Annotated in this window: 12 protein-coding genes; 7 read left to right on the top strand and 5 right to left on the bottom strand. The window is 44.3% G+C overall.

Features of this window, described 5'->3' with window-relative positions:
- Positions 1 to 387 precede the first annotated feature (387 nt).
- Entirely contained in the window at positions 388 to 1,143 is a 756-nt protein-coding gene (yihA, locus tag A7325_RS07400; protein ID WP_068406395.1) for a ribosome biogenesis GTP-binding protein YihA/YsxC, read from the top strand.
- 186 nt (positions 1,144 to 1,329) lie between these two features.
- On the opposite strand, the gene A7325_RS07395 is transcribed toward yihA, so the two are convergent.
- Complete coding sequence (locus tag A7325_RS07395) at positions 1,330 to 2,040, bottom strand: HAD-IA family hydrolase (RefSeq protein WP_068406392.1); 711 nt, start codon at positions 2,038 to 2,040, stop codon at positions 1,330 to 1,332.
- A 167-nt stretch (positions 2,041 to 2,207) separates the two neighbouring features.
- On the bottom strand, positions 2,208 to 3,233 hold the full coding sequence (locus tag A7325_RS07390) for an RluA family pseudouridine synthase (RefSeq protein WP_226928766.1): 1,026 nt from the start codon (positions 3,231 to 3,233) through the stop codon (positions 2,208 to 2,210).
- 1,250 nt (positions 3,234 to 4,483) lie between these two features.
- On the opposite strand from A7325_RS07390, the gene A7325_RS07385 reads away from it, so the two are divergent.
- Complete coding sequence (locus A7325_RS07385; protein ID WP_068406391.1) at positions 4,484 to 8,728, top strand: Rne/Rng family ribonuclease; 4,245 nt, start codon at positions 4,484 to 4,486, stop codon at positions 8,726 to 8,728.
- Between the two features lie 277 nt (positions 8,729 to 9,005).
- Here A7325_RS07385 and A7325_RS07380 read toward each other — a convergent pair whose 3' ends face one another.
- Positions 9,006 to 9,929: a DUF808 domain-containing protein gene (locus A7325_RS07380; RefSeq protein ID WP_068406389.1), complete on the bottom strand. Its 924-nt coding sequence runs from the start codon at positions 9,927 to 9,929 to the stop codon at positions 9,006 to 9,008.
- 421 nt (positions 9,930 to 10,350) lie between these two features.
- Here A7325_RS07380 and A7325_RS07375 point away from each other — a divergent pair, with 421 nt between their 5' ends.
- The 5 genes from A7325_RS07375 (at position 10,351) to A7325_RS07355 (ending at position 16,398) form a co-directional block, all read left to right on the top strand.
- Positions 10,351 to 11,208: a DsbC family protein gene (locus tag A7325_RS07375; RefSeq protein WP_068406386.1), complete on the top strand. Its 858-nt coding sequence runs from the start codon at positions 10,351 to 10,353 to the stop codon at positions 11,206 to 11,208.
- Between the two features lie 223 nt (positions 11,209 to 11,431).
- Positions 11,432 to 12,793: a homoserine dehydrogenase gene (locus A7325_RS07370; RefSeq protein WP_068406383.1), complete on the top strand. Its 1,362-nt coding sequence runs from the start codon at positions 11,432 to 11,434 to the stop codon at positions 12,791 to 12,793.
- A gap of 104 nt (positions 12,794 to 12,897) precedes the next feature.
- Positions 12,898 to 14,079 carry a thiolase family protein gene (locus tag A7325_RS07365; RefSeq protein ID WP_068406381.1) on the top strand — a complete coding sequence of 394 codons (1,182 nt, stop codon included), beginning with the start codon at positions 12,898 to 12,900 and terminating at the stop codon, positions 14,077 to 14,079.
- Between the two features lie 526 nt (positions 14,080 to 14,605).
- Positions 14,606 to 15,454 carry a DUF2382 domain-containing protein gene (locus tag A7325_RS07360; RefSeq protein ID WP_068406378.1) on the top strand — a complete coding sequence of 283 codons (849 nt, stop codon included), beginning with the start codon at positions 14,606 to 14,608 and terminating at the stop codon, positions 15,452 to 15,454.
- 212 nt (positions 15,455 to 15,666) lie between these two features.
- Complete coding sequence (locus tag A7325_RS07355; RefSeq protein ID WP_082894339.1) at positions 15,667 to 16,398, top strand: YsnF/AvaK domain-containing protein; 732 nt, start codon at positions 15,667 to 15,669, stop codon at positions 16,396 to 16,398.
- 104 nt (positions 16,399 to 16,502) lie between these two features.
- Here the strand turns inward: A7325_RS07355 and A7325_RS07350 are convergent, their stop codons facing one another.
- The gene (locus A7325_RS07350; protein ID WP_068406375.1) at positions 16,503 to 17,060 is read right to left on the bottom strand and encodes a hypothetical protein; all 558 of its coding nucleotides are present in this window, start codon (positions 17,058 to 17,060) and stop codon (positions 16,503 to 16,505) included.
- A gap of 296 nt (positions 17,061 to 17,356) precedes the next feature.
- Positions 17,357 to 20,137: a preprotein translocase subunit SecA gene (gene secA, locus A7325_RS07345; protein ID WP_068406372.1), complete on the bottom strand. Its 2,781-nt coding sequence runs from the start codon at positions 20,135 to 20,137 to the stop codon at positions 17,357 to 17,359.
- Positions 20,138 to 20,366: the final 229 nt, after the last annotated feature.

Below are 20,366 nucleotides of genomic sequence, written 5' to 3'. Positions count from 1 at the left end.
CATATCTTTTTCGTTCGCTTAATCCATAATTTTATTAAGCGGTTATCGTGCAATGATCATTCACTTTATCTGACTAAATATTGTAACAATATATGTCATATTAATATATATAAATATGGTTTAGCTTTGTTAACAACGTTTATTTAAATAAAAACTTCCACTCAAACACGATTTTATTTACGGTTATGTTGTCATTAATATGAGGGTAATTGCCTTTATTTCAATAACTAAGCGATGTAATAGTATAGAATAGGCATTATCCTAAAACACTTATATTATTAACTACCGATTTTTACCATTCATCTATTTTAGGCATCGCTCAGCGCTCTGCTTTATTCACAAACTTTTCACTACCGTATCTAATTTTTTAAGATTAATGAGTCATTTATGAGTACCCCGTTTAAAGATGTCGCCGCCGAACATGCGGATTTTAATACCAAAGCCCGTCAGCGCATTCAGCAAACTGAATTTATGACGTCAGCGCCGACTTTTCGCCTTTGTCCGCCCGATGTAGGGCTCGAAGTCGCTTTTGCTGGTCGCTCGAACGCGGGAAAATCGTCCGCTATCAACGCCCTAACCAATCAGCGCCAACTGGCACGTTCGTCTAAAACGCCTGGGCGTACGCAAATGATTAACTTTTTTAGTATCGGCGATACCGATACGCGTTTGGTTGATTTGCCGGGTTATGGTTACGCGGCGGTGCCACTTGAGATGAAAAAAGAATGGCAGGTTGAGCTTGAAGAATATCTGGTCTCACGCTCAAGTTTGGCAGGTTTGGTACTGATGACCGATATCCGTCATCCGCTTAAATTCTTTGATGAGCAAATGCTGCATTGGGCAAAAGATGGCGAGTTACCCGTGCATATTTTGCTCACCAAAGCCGATAAGCTTAAATATGGCGCGTCTAAAACTGCGCTGCTTAATACCCGTAAAAGACTTAAGCAGTTGGGTTTAGACTGCACGATACAGTTGTTTTCCGCATTAAGAAAAGAAGGTCTTGATGAGCTGGCAGGCGTCATGGGTAATTGGTATCAATATCAGGCCAGGGAGGATAAAAATGCTGAAGCGTCTGTTATTGAAAACCAAGAAAATAGAATAGAAACTAGCGACCAAAGCGCTGATAAGCAAAAAGGTACTGAATAAATTATCGTATTTGATGATTTAGAGGCTTATTTAAAGGCTAACCTGATTTAAAGACCGCCGCTTTTGCAAACGCTAAGCAGAAATTAAGAAGAGTTTATCATTTATAACGATAAACCCTTCTTTTATGGGTATTTTTTGAAAAATCTATTTGTTAAGATTAAATGGGGTTTTGGTTAAGCACTTAATTTATGCACATAACAATGCCACTAATTCTTGCGGCGTGTCCACTTGATAAGTTGGCTGCTCGGCAGCAAGCTCGCTGCTTGACGCTGTGCCATAATTGACCGCAATACTGGTCATGCCCAAACGATTGGCCATTTGTATATCGTAGATACTGTCACCGATAAATACTGCCTGCGAGATTGACTGCTTGGTGTAGTCTAAGATATCGCTCAGCATTTGCGGATCAGGTTTGGAGCCGGATTCATCAGCACAGCGCGTGATGGTAAAATAGTGATGGCTAGCAGAAGCCTCTAATACTCGATCTAACCCCTTTCTTTTTTTGCCGGTAGCGACCGCAAGCTGTTTATCTTGCTGCTTTAACGTCAGGAGCATATCGTCTATCGGCATAAAAAACGGCGTACGATGGCTGTTCGGAATATAATAATCCGCATAGCTTTGCTGAATGGCAAGCTTTTGCGTATCGCTTGCTTGCGGATATAAAATCTCAATGCCGTGCATTAAGCTTAGCCCAATAATGTCTTTGACGGCCTGATCGGTAGTCGTAAAGCCATGCGCCTCGCCTGCTACATGCATCGACTCAATGATTAGGCCAATCGAATCCATCAAGGTACCATCCCAATCAAAAATAATCAGCGTTTTATCAGCTAAATGATGCTCAGCTGCTAATTCAGAAGTATTGGTTGGCGCTGTTTTGTTAGCGCTAGATGCTGTCATGGACTAACCCTTTACAAATAACAAATGGCAAATATAAAAATGTCACAGGTCCTTATTTGGCGAATGTATGCGCAAATAAGCAACTGTGACGATTGTGTTAAATAGTCATTTCAAAACTGCATTGACTATCAGTCTTTAAACAGCCTTTAAAAAGAAATTTTTAAAACTTATTCAGGCAGCTGCATATCTGCTGGTAACCAATCTTTCATCTCATCTGGTAATGGCGCGGTAATGGTTTCATAGCCAGGAATATCTAAACGCCACGCATGTAAACACAAACGATGCACGCCCGATTTGTCATGCACATTGTATTTATCATCACCTAAAATAGCATGACCGATATGCGCCAAATGTACGCGAATTTGATGGGTGCGACCGGTCAAAGGTTTTGCTTCAAGCAGGCTCACTGGCTGATCGTTCAGCGTAAAGCGGCCATGCACAATGATATCGGTCTGGCTTTCTTTGGCTTGTGGGTCTTGCGCATCTACTTTTACGCGGCGCTCACCGCTAGCCAGCGTATAGCGCAGTAATGGCGCGTCGATACGCTGCTCATTGAGCGCAGGTTGACCTTTCGCTAGGCAAAGATAATGCTTTTGAATGGTTCTATCGACAAGATGCTGCTGGAGCACTTTCAACGTTGAGCGCTTTTTAGAAATCATCAGCAGACCTGAAGTATCTTTATCGATACGATGAATCAGCTCGAGATATTTTTTACCTGTCACTTCGCGCATGGCTTCAATAACGCCAAAATCTAAACCACTACCGCCATGCACAGCAATACCAGCAGGCTTATTAAGTACGATTAGACCCTCATCTTCGTAGACCACTCGCGCCAATAAGCTATTGGCAAATTCAGCGCTGATAATCGGTTTATCACGGGTCGCCAGCTGTACAGGCGCTATACGTACCACGTCTTCACGTTGCAATCTGTCATGCGCTTTACAGCGTTTATTATTAACGCGCACTTCGTCTGAGCGAATCATCTTGTAGATGTGGGATTTTGGCAAACCCTTTAGGCGATTGAGCAAAAAGTTGTCTAAGCGCTGGTCGTGCTGATGGCGCGTGACTTCAAGGTAATTGACCTTTTCAAAGTTACTGATTTCGTCGTCGGCACTTTGCGGGCGCGTTTTACTATTAAAGATAGCGGGCGCTTCGTGGATAGGCTGTTCGGTTGGCATTTTTGAGTTTGTCATTTTTAGTTAGGTATTTACACAAAGATTTGCTATAGTTTAGCATGTTGAGCGCCAATTAAGCAGAGGCTGCGACAATAATTCCTTGTTGTTACAGACAATATTACGCCTTTGCTACTACTGGTTAGTCAGGCAATAGCTGTTATAAAGGTTGCCAAACTTGTGCGTTTCATCTGATTTTAAGGGTGTTATATCCCTTGATATACCCTATAATGCCCCATAAATTGTAAGAACAACGCTGATAATCATCTATATATAGAATGTATCAGTACCCAAAATTTTTAGTACAACGTTTTTTAGTAATATAGTTTTTTATCAAGACAAAACACGCTGATATTAAACGACATCGCTTTGATGAATTGGCTAATAACCATTTTATCGCGCGATAACAACATAACATTTACTCACTACCGCCTAACCACGACTTATTTTGATAATTATTTATCACGCATAACTAATTATCAGCCAGTCCTTTAGCGCACAGTTGAGCAAGTATGGGTCGCTTAGAGCCAGAATCGAGCATCATTGATTGATTATCGATAGCTGCCTAAGTATTGGTGGTCAAACAGAGCACGCGAAGTAGGATAGACAAGAGACACCGCGCCGATAAGCCGGTCATTTATTCTGTTTGCCAAGTACGCCCCGCTGATGATTAGAGCAGCGCCACCTAGCTTTGAGTTACCCCAGATATTTTTGACGTGATAGCCAAAAGAACGATAAATAAAGAATGACCAATTGCTTTACCTAAAAGGATAACCGCTGCACGGCACTGTTTTATGCACTAGCACTTACCGATAAAACAGTTCTTTATTAACAGCGCTATGATTGCTAGACCTTGATTGATTAATTGTGACAACACGATGCTTTTTTGGTAATTGTGACCTCTTAAATCTCAGTCCTTATCCATCGCCGCCCTTACAAGGTGTGCGAATTAAACTTGGATAAATGGCTGTCAAAAAGACCACAAACCCGCGCGTGCCTTAATCGTTAGACCAAGCCTACTCATAATATGATATAGATAGTAGCTTTACACCCTACCTTGTCTATACGAACGTTACCGACATTAGCAGGATAAATGGCTAATACATTTTAGGTTAACAGCAGTTACGAAAAGCTCATGTGCTTGCCGTCATTTCTGCTTTACGTTCTACCGCTCATTAACATCTACTCAGGTTGATTTACCCTTAACCTCACTTGCTCACTTGCCCGAAAGCCTGCCCCGTCGTTGTTATGCGTACTCATAGGATTCAAACATGAAACGCATTTTAATCAACGCTACTCAAAACGAAGAAATTCGCGTTGCCCTTTGTAAAGGTAATCATCTTTACGATTTCGATTTAGAAAACCGTACCCGCGAACAAAAAAAATCCAACATTTATAAAGGTCATGTGACCCGTGTCGAGCCATCGCTTGAAGCGGTATTTGTCGAATATGGCTCACAGCGTCAAGGTTTCTTACCGATTCGTGAAATTTCTGCTGAATATTTAAGCGGCAATCCACGCGATGAAAACATCAAAAAACTGATCAAAGAAGGCGATGAGCTCATCGTCCAAGTTGAAAAAGAAGAGCGTGGTAATAAAGGCGCGGCTTTATCAACTTACGTGTCACTAGCAGGTCGTTATTTGGTGTTAATGCCAAACAACCCTCGTGGCGGCGGTATTTCACGTCAAATCTCGGGTAAATTGCGTGAAGATATGAAGCGTATGCTTGGCAGCTTAGATTTGCCAAAAGGCATGAGCGTTATCATCCGTACCGCCGGTATTGGCAAAACCCAAGAAGACTTGCAACACGATTTAAATCACTTGCTTAATATCTGGCAAGCCATCCAAGAACAAAATCAAAAATATCCTTCACCGCGTTTGGTACATCAAGAAGCTGGCGTCGTGACGCGCGCCGTGCGTGATTATCTACGTGATGATATTGCTGAGATTTGGATCGATAACGAAAACGCTTATATCGAAGCGGCAGGTTTTATCGACGCGGTGATGCCAAAACAAGCTGAAAAGCTACGTAAATACACCGATTATGAGCCGATGTTTTCGCGCTTTAATATCGAAAAACAAATCGAAACGGCCTATCAGCGTGAAGTACGTTTGCCATCAGGTGGCTCAATCGTTATTGACCAAACTGAAGCCTTGGTCTCTATCGATATTAACTCAGCCAAGTCAACCAAAGGCTCAGACGTTGCTGAAACTGCTTATCATACCAACTTAGAAGCCGCCGATGAGATTGCCCGTCAATTGCGCTTGCGTGATATGGGCGGCTTGATTGTCATTGATTTCATCGATATGAATGACAATAAACACCAAAAAGAAGTTGAAAAACGTTTAGTTGATGCTACCAAATATGACCGCGCCCGCGTACAGTTCGGTGATATCTCTAAATTTGGCTTGATGGAGATGAGCCGTCAGCGTCTTCGCCCATCACTAGAAGAATCGACTGGCTATATCTGCCCACGCTGTCATGGTAACGGCATGATTCGTGATTTGCGTTCGCTGTCACTATCGATTATGCGTCAAATTGAGCAAATCGCCTTAAAAGAACGTCAAGGTGAAGTACAGGCAGAAGTACCGACTGATATCGCTGCTTTCTTATTAAATGAAAAGCGTGATGCCTTGGTCTACCTTGAGCAAGACAGTGGTACGCGTATCACGATTTTGCCACACGCGCATTTAGAATCGCCAAACTTTAAGCTGCACTTTAATCGTGATGGTTTTGCCCCATCGAGCTATGAGCGTATTACCGATACCCAGCAACAAGAGCACAGCGACCTAGGTTATAACGTCGATTGGCAGACGGCTGATTCAGTGCGCCCTGAGCAGCAGCCGACGCGCCAGCCCCGTCAAGTAGCTGATAATGGCAGCAATAAAAACAGCCAAGCGACTCCTCGTGCCAATAGTCAGCAGCATGCACAGCAACAGCAGCAAAGCACGACCAGTCATAGCAATGACCATCGTAGCAATGCCAATGCTAGCGCTAGCAATGTAGCAACACGTGTACCCCAACCTCAAACTCAGTCACAAAGTACGCCAACTGTTGCGACTACCGCGGCGCCAGTAGCTTCGCAAAATAATAACGCGACTACCGCCCAACCTCAAGCAGTCGCTTGGTTATCCAACCTATTTGCCCAAGCGCCACAAGCATCGACGACGCCTAAAGTCAGTAGCCATGATGCCGCCGAAGCGATTGAAGCACTGGTAAATACTGGCGCTCAAAGCCTTGGTTCGTTTGGACAAATCGACAACAGCGCCTTAGACACTAACACTCAAGCCGCAGCAGCGCCGCAAACGTCGAGCAATCAGCAGAACACTGAGCAACAGCCGAATACTAATCTTCAGCAAGCCGCTAATAGCAATACTGATGATAGCAACGACGCTGAAGACAGAAGAAGACGCAAGCCGCGTAAATCAAGACCCTCTAAAATGCGTCAAAGAAAAGAGCCGTCAGATGAGCCCAATGGTAATGCTGCTAGCAACAATGTAGAAGACAGCCGCTCAACTAGTACTGACGACAAGCAAGCTGACAGCCAAGATAAACGTCAGCATGATAATCGACGCCCTAATGACCGTAATCGCAACAACCGTCAAAACAGCGGTCGTAATGGAAATGGAAATAGTAATACCGAGCACAATGACGCTGCTAGAAAAGACGTTAATACAACAGATGAGCAAACGCGTGCCAAGCGTAAATCAAACAGCCAGCGCTCCTCACGCGGAAAAATTGAGCGCGGTGAGACGTTAAGTGCGAATAACGAGCACAGCAATAAAGAGACCAGTCATAGCAATGACAAAAATCAGACCAGTACCCGCCGCAACCAAGACCCTAATGAAGTGGTGTTACAGGTCAATGAAGCGGCTACGGAGCTCAAGTCACCCGAAGTTGTGCATTTGTCTTTAGATGACAGCAAATCGGTAACAGCAACGCGCCAAGCGCCTGAAAAGCAAAGCGCTGAGAAAGCTAGCAATGAAGCTGATAAGCAGAAAGCAAGTAAGGAAGACAGCACTCCGGAAAATGCGGATAAGCAGGAAGCCGTTGAGCAAATGACTGACAGTCAAGCTGCTAAAAACAGCCGTGACTCGGTTGATAGTAGTCCAAAAACCAGTACGCAAACTGTGACTGCCGACGCTGCTAAAAGTGACAATCCTGCAAGTGCCGATGCGGTGGTAGCGGCAGCAAAAATGGACGACGCTAAGACAAGCACCACTGAAGACAAAGTACAAAAGTCTGACGCTAACTCTGTAGACGAGCGTAATGTCGAGGCTACGAAACCAGCAGCGGATGAGCAATCGACCTCTAAAAGTCGTAGTGCTGTCAAAACTAGCGACAAAGCTGATGATGTAGCACCTACCGAAGCGCAGAAAACTGCTGCTGATGTTGATGCTAATACAGATAATACTGACAGTAGCAATCAAGCAGCGTTTGAGATTGACCATGAAGCTTTATTTGCCAAGCGTTATGTAACGGCTGAAAAGTTCGGTCAAGCCAGCAATGATCCTCGCGTAGTTCGTCGTCAGCAGGCTCAAGTCTCGTCAACTACAACGTCGAATGAGCAAACGCCTGTGGTAAATGAGCAACGCGCTGTGAACGTTCCAGCTATCCGCGGTACGGTTGGTGAGTTTATCCGCGCAACCTTGCCAGAGGCGCAAGCGCGTTTAGCCGCTGAAGGCGTGATTAATTGCTTTAATGCGGCTATCGCTTTGCATCTAGAGCAAGCTAACGCTGTTAACGTAAAGGTAGATAGTAACAACGAGTCTAAAGTCGAGACTGGCAAGACTGCCAAGCAAGATTTTGACTTCAGTAACTATGGTTATGAGCCTTTAGCAGCGGACTATCTCGCACGCTTTGAGGCGATGACGCAAGCCGTCAGTCAATTTGCCGCAGCGCAGGGTAAAACAGCCGTTCAGCCCCGCCCTATTAGCAAGCGGGCGAGCAACGACCCACGTGGTCAGCATCCTGACTATCAGGAGCCAGCTGCAACCACAGTCGCCGAAGCGGCCAACAGCAATGCTGACGCTGACATTAACGTTGACGCTCAGAATGTAGATGCGACTGCGCTGGCCAATCAAAGTCAGACAGAAGATGTCAGCGCTGATAGTGACGAGCTGCTAAAAGTAGAGCAAGCACTAGAAGCAGAGAACGCTGAGCAACCTGAGGTTAATGCTGTAGAAGCGGACAACGTTGAAGTAGCAGATACTGAAGCTAAAGATGCTGACTCTGATGTCGAGCAAAGCGAAAACGAGCAAGCGTCTGAGTCTACTGAACAGCTATCAGAGCAAGCGACGAAAGAGGAAATCCAGGCGGCGAAGTCAAAAACGACCATCGCCAGTTATAAAAACATGATCGAAAATGTGGCCGAGCAACTACTGCCACAAAAAGGCATGTTTAATTTAACGACGCCAAAAGTGCCAAAAGCGCGGACGCGTAAGCCGAAAGCGGAGCATAAAAAGCCGACGCAAGCGGAAAAATCAGAAAATGACGATTCTGATAGCGAAAGCTAATAGCCGTCATAAATAATCTTTTAAAAAATATTAAAGCCCCAAAGTTGTTAGCAACTTTGGGGCTTTTCTATGAATATAGCTTTATAAAGATCTTTTAAAGTCAAAATATCCTAAAAACGCGACGGTATTGCTGATATCAATTTTTTGTAGCCTCTGTCTGCGCAGACACAGCAAGCAAGAAAAATTGATATCAGCAGTGCGTGATGTATCAATATTACTTTTCACTCACTATATATCAATGCCACGTTTTGATAATCCTAATCTTTGAAAAACAAACTTAATGGATAGAAGGCTCGTCTTTATGACGTATCTTATTGATAACCGTAAATAGCGCAACAATCGCAGCGCCAATAATAAAACCGATAACGCCATTTAATAAGGCAGTGGTAAAGCTCTCAAATATGCCAGTCAAATGCGCAATATCTTCAACTTCATGGTGCAAAAAGTTGATGCCGTGTACCAAAATACCGCCACCGACTAAAAACATGGCTAAAGTACCAGCGATTGATAAAAACTTCATCAGTTTGGGGGCTGCCGCAAATAAGACCTTACCGGTTTTTTGGGTAAAATCGCCGTCTTTTTGCATCATATGCAAGCCTAAGTCGTCGATTTTAACGATGCCCGCGACCAAACCATAAATACCGACAGTAATACCAATGGCTAAAATAGACAGCACCAAACTACGCTGTAACAAAGTAGCGGTTGCCGTCGCACCTAGCGCAATCACAATAATTTCTGCTGATAAAATAAAATCGGTACGCACCGCCCCTTTGATTTTTTCTTTTTCAAAGGCGACCAAATCAACGTTTTTATCAGCGTTGGCTTGCCGACGAGCATTTTGCTCTTCATCATCTGGCAGGGCATGCGGCCAAAATCGATGAATCACTTTTTCAGCGCCTTCATAAACCAAAAACAAGCCGCCACACATCAGCAAAAAGGTGATTAAAGGCGGATAAATGGCGCTAATAAGGATGGCTGCTGGCACCAAAATAAGCTTATTAATAAACGAGCCTTTGGCAACCGCCCAAACGACTGGCAGCTCACGATTTGCTGTGACGCCGGTGACCTGCTCGGCATTCAACGCCAAATCATCACCCAATACCCCCGCGGTTTTTTTGGCGGCGACCTTAGTCATGACCGAAACGTCATCGAGTATCACACTGATATCATCAAGTAGGGTTAATAAACTGGCACCTGCCATAGGGTCTCCTTAGAAAGTTAGAAAGTTAGAAAGAAAAATAATAATAGAAAAATTATTTTAATGAATAATTTAATGTTGATGACAGTAGCCTACCTAGACATAAACCTAGATGAAATAGTGCAAATGTATTTTATATCGGCTTTTTAATGGCTATCTGTAAATAATACATTTGCCGATAATATTTACCGTTAATAAAGTTGGCAATGTCAACAAATAGCCTTTGGTGGTTATTTCTAAAAATATGTTAATATAACCAGTATTGCTACTTATCTTTTATTATCAATAAATTGCCCCTCGTCCTTGAAATATATCGCGCTGACAACAAAATCTAGCGTATACGGGATAAGCGTTCATACACCATCTATGTCCCTGTTTTTATATCTATATCTTGCTTAGGCATCACCGCCTAAAGGAAATATCTATGTTTTTACCTTCTTTCTCTAAAGCCACCCCTGCTCGCGCTCTATTTTCTCGCAAGCCTTTATCGCGGATGATGATGAGCGCATTGCTGGTCGCGATTGCCGCAGGCTGCTCGAATAATGCGGCTGATGCGACCAGCAATACAGGCATCGTCAATAGCGCCGAAGCCAAAGTAAGCACCGCGCAAGTCGCCGATAATGATGCAGCAGTGGTCAAAGCCTTACAAGCAAATCTAAAAGCCTCAGGGATTGAAGAAGAAATCATTTCAGCTGTACCAACAGATATGGACGATATTTACTGGGTAACGGCATCAGGCTTACCATCGTTTTTTACCGATAAATCTGGCAAACATATTATCCAAGGACAAATCATCGCCGTTGGGCAAGATGCGCCAGTCGATATCAGTGGCGCTTTGGTTGCCAAAGCCGCGCAAGACGCTCTAAAAACGGTCGATAAAAAAGACATGGTTATTTATCCAGCAAAAGGCGCGACCAAATCAGTTGTTTATGCGTTTACCGATGCCGACTGCCCTTATTGCACCAAGCTTCATGAAGAAATGGGCGATATCAATGCACGCGGTATTGAAGTACGTTATTTAGCGTGGCCACGCAGCGAAGGCAGTATCCCAAAGATGGAAGCCATTTGGTGTAGCGAAGATCGCAAGGCGGCGATGGATCAAGCGAAAATGGGTGCTAATGTCCAAGCGCCTAGTTGTAATAGCCCGGTGAAAGAGCAAATCGAGCTTGGAATGTCGCTAGGGGTACGCGGCACGCCAGCTATCTTTACCGAGTCTGGCCAACAAATCGGCGGCTATCTACCAGCGGCGCAATTGGCGCAAACAGCGATTGATGCCAGCTAGTCATCTATCTTGATATTGCTGACCTTAGCGACAGTGAGATTGGGTAGACGCCACAAGCGCTTATCGGTATGATACGATGAAGCGCTAGGTAAAATTAGCGGTGTATTTTTATACTTTTCTTCTTTATATCAGCCTCATTTATAAACACTTTTATATAAGTCTTTTTATGTAAGCGCTGTCATAGAAGCATTTTTATCCAACTCTATAATCTCTTGAGGATACTGTGAGCAAATCCATCAAACTAGCGATACTTGGTCTGGGCACCGTCGGAACGGGCGTGATCAATCTAATCAATGACAATTTAGATGAGTTAAAACGCCGTAGCGGACGAGACATTGTGATTACCGAAGTCGGTACCCGTCGTCAGCGCGATGATATCGACGCTACCATCGTACAAAATAGTGACTTGATGGCAACTGCTGCCAGTGACAATGTCGATATTGTCATCGAGGTGATTGGCGGTACGACCTTGGCTAAAGATGTGATTATGCATGCCATTAAACACGGCAAACATGTGGTCACTGCCAATAAAGCCTTGCTCGCCGAACACGGCAATGAGATTTTTGCCTTTGCCGAAGCCCATAATGTGCACGTTGCTTATGAAGCGGCGGTGGCAGGTGGTATTCCAATTATCAAAGTCATGCGTGAAGGCCTTGCTGCCAATAAGATTGAGTGGTTAGCTGGTATTATCAATGGCACTGGCAACTTTATCATGACTGAAATGCGTGATAAAGGTCGCCCGTTCGCCGATGTTTTAAGCGAAGCACAAGCACTTGGTTACGCCGAAGCCGATCCAACCTTTGATGTCGAAGGTATTGATGCGGCGCATAAGCTTGCGCTCCTCGCCTCTATCGCCTTTGGGATTCCGCTACAGTTTGACAAAGTTTACTGCGAAGGTATCACCGGTATTACCTTGCAAGACGTCAACTACGCCGAAGAGCTTGGCTACCGTATCAAACATCTAGGCTTTGCGGTACGCCGCGAAGACAACGGTTCAGGTGATGGCCAAGGAAATAACGGCGCGGCTGGTATCGAGCTGCGTGTTCATCCAACCCTCATTCCACAGAACGCCCTACTTGCCAACGTTAATGGCGTAAAAAATGCGGTATTAGTCAACTCGCACCCACTTGGTCAGACGCTATATTGCGGTGATGGCGCTGGTGCTGGAGCAACGGCTTCTGCAGTCATGGCGGATGTCATGGATTTGGTTCGCGTTCTTGGTAGTAAAGATAGCAACAATGAAAGCACGAACGGTCACCATGTGCCGCATCTAGCGTTTATCCCAGAGCAATTATCAGACACACCTATCTTGCGTGCTGAGCAAATGATTACCGGTTACTATCTGCGCGTGCATGCGCATGACAATCCGGGCGTTTTGGCGGATATCACTCGTATTTTGAGTGACGCGGGTATCAATATCGATGCCATTTTACAAAAACCTGCGCATAAGCTGGGCCAAGTACCAGTGATTATCTTGACCCTACCTGTGGTGGAAAGTCAGATGAATCTGGCGATTGAAAAAATCGAGAAGCTCGATACCATTACAGATAAAGTCGTCCGTATTCGCTTAGACGAGCTGGCGTAATCTATCTAGCGATTCATCTATAAACGTGTGACCTTAGCTAGAAACTTTTATTTTAATGACTAAAAAAAACTTTCGTTTCAAATACCGAAAAAGGAAAAATAACGATGTCAAATGATGCAATTGTAATTTTAAATGGCGCCCGTACTCCGATGGGCGGTTTTCAAGGCGCTTTAAAGGACGTCAGCGCAACTGAACTTGGCGCAACCGCTATCAAAGCAGCCGTTGAGCGTTCAGGCGTGAGCGTTGATAATATTGATGAAGTCATCATGGGCTGTATCTTGACTGCTGGTCTTGGTCAAGGCCCTGCCCGTCAGGCGATGCGTAAAGCAGGTCTAAATGATGCCACGGGTGCTGTCACCATCAATAAGCTTTGTGGTTCTGGTCTAAAAGCAGTTATGCAAGCGCACGATGGTATCAAAGCGGGCAGCTTCAACGTCGCAGTCGCTGGCGGTATGGAATCGATGACCAATGCGCCTTACATCATGCCAGGGTCACGCGGCGGTTACCGTATGGGTCATAAAGAAGTCAAAGACCATATGTTCTTAGACGGTCTAGAAGATGCCGAAACCGGCAAATTAATGGGGCAGTTCGCGCAAGAAATGGCCGATGAAAAAGGCTACAGCCGTGAGCAAATGGACGAATTTGCTATTGAATCGCTAAACCGTGCTTTGACAGCGATTAAAGACGACCATTTTAAAGATGAAATCGAGCCTGTCACTTTCAAATCGCGTAAAGGCGAGCAAACGGTTGATACCGACGAGCAGCCTGCGCTTGCCAATGCCGAGCGCATTCCTACCCTGCGCCCTGCTTTTGCAAAAGAAGGCACGATTACAGCGGCAAACGCCAGCTCAATCTCAGACGGCGCGGCAGCGGTTGTGATGATGAAAGAGTCGCAAGCAAAAGCCGAAGGTTTGGATTATCAAGCACGTATTGTTGCCACCGCTTCTAACTCGCGTCATCCAAGCGAGTTCACCATTGCTCCGATTGGGGCGATTGAAAAAGTACTAGACAAAGCTGGCTGGTCAATTGCAGACGTCGATTTATGGGAAATCAACGAAGCCTTTGCGATGGTGACCATGGCTGCGATGGATGAACTTAAAATCGACCACGCTAAAGTCAACGTCGAAGGCGGCGCTTGTGCCCTTGGCCATCCAGTTGGCTGCTCTGGCGCGCGTATCTTAATCACCCTTATCAACTCGCTTAAGCGTACTGGTGGTAAAAAAGGCGTTGCAACCTTATGTATCGGTGGCGGTGAAGCTGTTGCCGTTGCCATTGAACTGGCTTAATTTTAAGCCAATTCAACGTTTGAGCTTTTAAATTCGAAGTTCTGATTTAAAATATCGACTGATTTTCTTAAAATTTTAAGACCGCATAGCTACTAGCTGTGCGGTTTTTTTATACCTAAAAATGACAAATACCGCAAAGCGGTGAACACGCTGTAAGAAAGCCTTAACTTAATTTTATATAGTAACGGCGTCATTTACAGCCTATTACACGCAATTACCTCAAGCGCACACTTTGCTACCTTGCTCATATATCGTATCGAAAAACCTGCTGCTACGATAATAACAAGTTGATGGAGAGGCTGCTTATTAACGATAGCTAGTCCTTAATGATAGCGAGATTCTATTAATAATCATGGAAATATCTTCTTCATCTAATCTTGTTGATTTATAAAATCTAAGTTTAAACCAGTTCAAAAGAAATAGACGACAGTTTTTTAGCAACGCAAATTTTTACTGTATTGCTATTTTATAAAAAATAATTATTAATCCAATCAAATAAATTTACTCATAAAAAAGGAAGATAATAATGAGCCAACTAATTCGTTTAAGAGATATCCAAGCAACTCACCGTGACCTAATTGGTGATGACTATTATGATCCAACTGGTAAAACTGCTTATGGCGTCAATGAAGAAAAAATCGGTAAAATCGAAGGCGCGCTAGTAGAAGATACCACTGGTCGTATTCGTTATTTAATCGTTGATGCAGGCGGTTGGTTCAGCTCAAAAGAAGTTCTAGTGCCAGCAGGTCTTGCTCGTATCGTCGGTGACGACGTCTTCTTTGATAGTTTAACGCAAGCACAAGTGGAAGCGATGGAAGTCTATGATCACGATTATCAGTACAGCTATAAAGAGCAGTACGAAAAAGATCGTCAATCATTCGCTGCTGATACTGTACCAGAAGCAGAGCGTATGGAGATTGCCGACCATGCGTATAATGCGCCAAACACGCTAGAGCTACTAGAAGAGCGTTTGACAGTCAATAAAGACCGCATCGTTGCAGGCTTAGTAAAAGTTGGTAAGCATGTCGTTACTGAAGAGCGCAACATAGATGTTGACCTTGAAGAAGAGCATGCCAATATCCAACGTACCAATGTAGATCGTCCAACAGATCGCCGTATCGGTGATGTAGATAGCAATCAAACGGTCGAGGTTCAATTAGAAGCAGAACGTGCTCGCGTCAATAAAGAAACCTATGTCGCTGAAGAAGTAAACGTTGGTAAAACTACCGAGCGTCATACTGAAACCATCGCTGAAACCATCCAACGTGAAGAATTAGATATCGATGGTGATGGTAATGTGGTTGACCGCGAAGGTAACCTTTTTGACCGCGATGATATCACAGCCGAAGATGTCCGGCGCGCTCGTGGTATGTAATACGCCATACTTGCGCACCTTGCATAATTCTTAAGGAAGATTTCTTAGCAATTGATAATAAGAAATAATAATTAGAAAAATAACAGTTAGCTATGCATCGCGCGATAGTAATGAGCAGCTGAGTGACAAGCTCAGTAACTAAGACCAGAGCTTGCCTCTGGTCTTTTTTTATACCTCTTTTTAAGCTGCCTCACCATTTAAGGAGCACTACCATGATTAACGACGACAATAAAGTTAAACCGCAACAAACCAATCAGCAAGCATCTTTGGCAACTGACTCTACTTCGCACTTAGAGCAAATTGCTAATCATAGCGGTGAGAACAAATTGCCTGCGCCAGATTTGTCCGCTACTGATTTATCCAATACTCATCAGCAGCAAACTGTGTCGAGTCGTTCACAAGAAGGCTTAGAAAATAATTTATCTACTAATTTAGCAAACCATCGAACCGATACAGGCAATGGTGGCTATTTAGAATTATTAGAAGAGCGTCCTGTCATTAATAAAGAACGCTTAGATGTTGGCAAAGTGACGGTAACCAAGCACAGACGCACCAAAACCATTGAGGTGCCTATTGAGCTGGTAGAAGAATATATTACCGTGCGTACCGACTATCAAGACGTACAGAGTCAGGATTTACTATCAGGTGATTATGATGATAAGGACATATTGCGTCATGTTGAGCCGTCGCTAGATAGTAAAGCAGTCGTGACCATCAATGGCAAGCAGGTTGAGATTGGTGACGCGCCGATTGAGATTATCTTATCGCGTCAGGTAGCGACGATTACCAAAGACACTCATGTGATCCAAGAAATAGAGATTAATAAAACCACGCATACCCATACCGATAGCATTCAAGTAGCGCTCCAACACGAGGAGCTAGACGTTAAAGAAGAAGGTTATCTAGCCCATGAGCAACAAAGCAATGCCGCTGATAAAAAATAGCGTTTATAAAAAATAGGCTGATAAAGCATTTTTGTAAGCAGTCGTAAGACCAAACCAAAAAAAAGCAACGTTAACGTTGCTTTTTTTATGCGAGGTATTTGTTGTTAGGCGGCTGTTTCTGCCGTTTTAGTTTCAGACGCTGGTGATGTTTTACATTCATAGGTACTGACGTTTTCTGAATCGGCACCAGCAGTACGCATCACACCAGTTTCACGATCTTCGTGCGCCACGCGCCACTGGATAAAGCCTTCACCACCGTCAAACGCTGTATCTAGATTGAAAACTTCAGGGTTGGTCGCATCATTGGTTTTGGTCAGAGTTACTGTACCTTGAGCAGTCTCAAGAATCACTTGTTTGTCAGCGTCTTTGTAAGTGGCTTCGACGGCTAGTGCCGGTGAACATGAGTAGCTCATTTGCTTGACGCCAGAATTAACAGACGCTACGGTATCCTCTTCCACATCGCTGACTGGCGCATCTACCACCACATCACTTGGCTCGGCAGGCTCAGCGGACATAGGCACCGATTGCTCTTCACTGATGCTGTCTTCTAGACTTGGTTCTGGCTCTTGCTGTTGTTGACAAGCACTAATTGTCATCGCGCCAGCGAGCAGACCGGTAACAACGACAGAGGTACGAAATTGTTTTAATAATTCTATATTCATGACACTCTCCAAAAAAATATGTTAAACACTATAGCGTGTATGTAAATTCACGCCTATGTTGAATTTGTAATTAATCACTACAAAAGCGCTGTTACTTTTATATTCTTAATAGTTAGACTATTTATTAATAGAGTTACAGTCACTTAAAAGTGCTAAAAAGAAAGGTAGAAGATATCGCCCGATAATTTTTCCTATCGAAATTCTTATGGCTATAAATCTTATCGCTATAAAAAAGTCCCTATCTAAATAAGACAGGGACTTTTTATCATAGCTTAACAATTTTTGATTATCAATATTTAGATTTTACCGTGACATTGTTTATACTTTAGGCCTGAACCACAAGGACATGGCGCGTTACGGCTAATATTCATCCCAGCGTATGGGTCAGGCTCACTGGCATTGTTGCTACCACTGCTCGCGATAGACCCTGCTGTTACGCCAGCAGCAACGCTACGGTTTTGCGCCGCTGGTCGCTCTACGCCGCCATCTATATTGTCGATATCACTGTGTTCAAACTGCATTTGCATATGCGCGGCGTTTTCACGCTGCTGAGCTTCTAACGCTTCTAACTCTTCTTTGGTTGGGATATGGACGCGTGATAAATCTTGTACGGTTTCAGATTTAATCGCACCAAGCATCATTTGGAACAGCTCAAACGATTCACGCTTATATTCTTGCTCAGGATTTTTTTGCGCATAACCGCGCAAATGGATACCTTTACGTAGCTGATCCATTTGGGTTAAATGCTCTTTCCAGTGCTTATCCAAACTTTGTAGCATAAAATGACGCTCGAGCTGGGCGGCATCTTTTTCGCCCATTTGCTCACGGCGAGCATGATAGCGATCCAGCGCAGTTTGGATAATTTTGGCACGTAAACCTTCTTCATCTAGGCGGCGGTCTTCATCCAGCCAATCGTTAATCGGCATGGAAATTTTAAACTCATCTTCAAGCTCGTCTTCTAAGCCGTCGATATTCCACTGATCATCAATAGAGCCTGGCGGGATAAACTGATCAATCATGGCATTGTAGACTTCATGATGCATGACTTCGATGGCCTCCAATAAATCCATCTCTGCCAGCAAGTCATCGCGCTGACCATAGATAACTTTACGCTGCTCATTGGCGACGTCATCGTATTTCAATAGGTTTTTACGGGCATCAAAGTCACGACTTTCGACTTTACCTTGGGCATTTTCAATCGATTTTGAAACCATTTTATGCTCGATGGCTTCATCTTCTTTTAGACCCATCGCCCGCATCATATTAATAACGCGGTCACCGGCGAAGATACGCATCAAGTCATCTTCAAGCGATAAGAAAAAGCGCGACATCCCAGGGTCACCTTGACGACCGGCACGACCACGCAACTGGTTATCGATACGGCGTGATTCATGACGCTCAGAACCAATGATATGTAGGCCGCCAGCCGCAACGACTTGGTCATGCTTGACCTGCCATTCTGCTTTTAGGCGCGCCATCTCTTCCGGACTGACCGCATCAATGTCTTCGATAAACGACTGCCAGTTACCGCCCAAGATAATATCGGTACCACGACCTGCCATATTGGTGGCGATGGTCACCGCTTTTGGACTACCTGCCTGCGCGATAATTTCTGCCTCACGTTCGTGCTGCTTGGCGTTTAGGACATTATGCTTGATGCCTTCTTGATCGAGCAGATAAGACAACTCTTCACTGGCTTCAATCGTCGCCGTACCAACTAAGACCGGCGCACCTTTGGCTTGGATCTCTTTAATCTCGCGAATGATACCTTTGTACTTTCCTAACTTGGTTAAGAAAATCTGGTCATCCATATCGATACGAGCAATCGGCTCGTGCGTTGGAATCACGATGACGTCTAAATCATACGTTGATTTAAACTCTGCTGCTTCGGTATCGGCGGTACCGGTCATACCGGATAGTTTGTCATAGAGACGGAAATAGTTCTGGAAAGTCGTCGTCGCAAGGGTTTGGTTCTCTGCTTGAATCTCGACGTTTTCTTTGGCCTCTACCGCTTGGTGCAAGCCTTCTGACCAGCGGCGACCGGGCATGGTACGACCGGTGTTTTCATCGACGATAATCACTTCGCCGTCGTCAACGATATAATGGACGTTTTTGACAAATACATGATGGGCGCGGATTGCCGCTTGTACGTGAGCGAGTAGCGGCAAACGACTCGGGCTATATAAACTTTCGTTTTCACCAAGCTCGCCCACTTCGATTAAGAAGCGCTCAATTTTCTCATAGCCTTTTTCGCTGATTTCGATTTGACGATTTTTTTCATCAATCCAAAAATCTTCGTCTTCATTATTTTTATTGGCTTCTTCATCTTTTGAGCGTTTAAGCCGTGGAATAATGGTATTAATCAGCGCATACATACGTGATGAATCTTCTGCTTGACCCGAAATAATCAGCGGCGTACGCGCCTCATCGATTAAGATAGAGTCAATTTCATCAATAATGCAATAATTTAGCGGACGCTGTTTTTTCTCAGCCAGGCTAAAGACCATGTTATCGCGCAGATAATCAAAGCCATATTCGTTATTGGTACCGTACGTGATATCCGCTTGATAAGCGTCGATTTTTTCTTGTGGTGGCTGCTGCGAATAAATAACGCCGACCGTCATACCCAAAAAGCCAAATAATGGGCGGTTTAACTCGGCATCACGCGCCGCCAAATAATCGTTGACCGTGACCAAATGCACGCCTTTGCCACTAATAGCGTTTAGATACATCGCCAAGGTACCCATTAAGGTTTTACCCTCACCGGTTTTCATCTCAGCGATTTTGCCTTCGTGCAAGGTGATACCGCCGATGAGCTGCACGTCGTAGTGACGCATACCATTGACGCGTAAGGAAGCCTCGCGGCAGACGGCAAACGCTTCTGGTAATAAGGCGTCTAAGCTTTCACCGTTTTGGTGTCTTTCTTTAAATTCTGCGGTTTTTTGTTGTAATTGCTCATCAGACAGGGCTTGAATGTCAGCCTCATATGCGTTGATTTTGCTGACCACTCTACGCATGCGCTTGAGTTCGCGGTCATTTTTGGTGCCAACGACACTGCCTATAATCTTTGATAACATAATTTTTTGACCTATGGAAATATTCGATAATTAGTGCGCATTCGCCAAGGGTTTATATACTGCCGCTTGGTCATTTCAATGCTGACAATCATCACTGACTAAATACCTTTTAATAACTTACTGATTAATAACGCCCTGATTGTCAAAATGCGGATTAACAAAGCACGCAATAATAAGGTACTGCCTAATGATGAGTCGCTTAATGAAGTATCGCCCAATTAAGTGTGCC

The organism is Psychrobacter sp. SHUES1 (assembly GCF_001652315.1).
GTDB lineage: Bacteria > Pseudomonadota > Gammaproteobacteria > Pseudomonadales > Moraxellaceae > Psychrobacter > Psychrobacter faecalis.
This window is presented reverse-complemented; position numbering and strand designations above follow the sequence as displayed.

What these genes read in the sequence shown, in the direction of transcription:
- yihA (WP_068406395.1), top strand. Translation starts at nt 388, where the DNA reads ATGAGTACCCCGTTTAAAGATGTCGCCGCCGAACATGCGGATTTTAAT.
- A7325_RS07390 (WP_226928766.1), bottom strand. Translation starts at nt 3,233, where the DNA reads ATGACAAACTCAAAAATGCCAACCGAACAGCCTATCCACGAAGCGCCC.
- A7325_RS07375 (WP_068406386.1), top strand. Translation starts at nt 10,351, where the DNA reads ATGTTTTTACCTTCTTTCTCTAAAGCCACCCCTGCTCGCGCTCTATTT.
- secA (WP_068406372.1), bottom strand. Translation starts at nt 20,137, where the DNA reads ATGTTATCAAAGATTATAGGCAGTGTCGTTGGCACCAAAAATGACCGC.
- A7325_RS07350 (WP_068406375.1), bottom strand. Translation starts at nt 17,060, where the DNA reads ATGAATATAGAATTATTAAAACAATTTCGTACCTCTGTCGTTGTTACC.
- A7325_RS07385 (WP_068406391.1), top strand. Translation starts at nt 4,484, where the DNA reads ATGAAACGCATTTTAATCAACGCTACTCAAAACGAAGAAATTCGCGTT.
- A7325_RS07355 (WP_082894339.1), top strand. Translation starts at nt 15,667, where the DNA reads ATGATTAACGACGACAATAAAGTTAAACCGCAACAAACCAATCAGCAA.
- A7325_RS07380 (WP_068406389.1), bottom strand. Translation starts at nt 9,929, where the DNA reads ATGGCAGGTGCCAGTTTATTAACCCTACTTGATGATATCAGTGTGATA.
- A7325_RS07395 (WP_068406392.1), bottom strand. Translation starts at nt 2,040, where the DNA reads ATGACAGCATCTAGCGCTAACAAAACAGCGCCAACCAATACTTCTGAA.
- A7325_RS07360 (WP_068406378.1), top strand. Translation starts at nt 14,606, where the DNA reads ATGAGCCAACTAATTCGTTTAAGAGATATCCAAGCAACTCACCGTGAC.
- A7325_RS07365 (WP_068406381.1), top strand. Translation starts at nt 12,898, where the DNA reads ATGTCAAATGATGCAATTGTAATTTTAAATGGCGCCCGTACTCCGATG.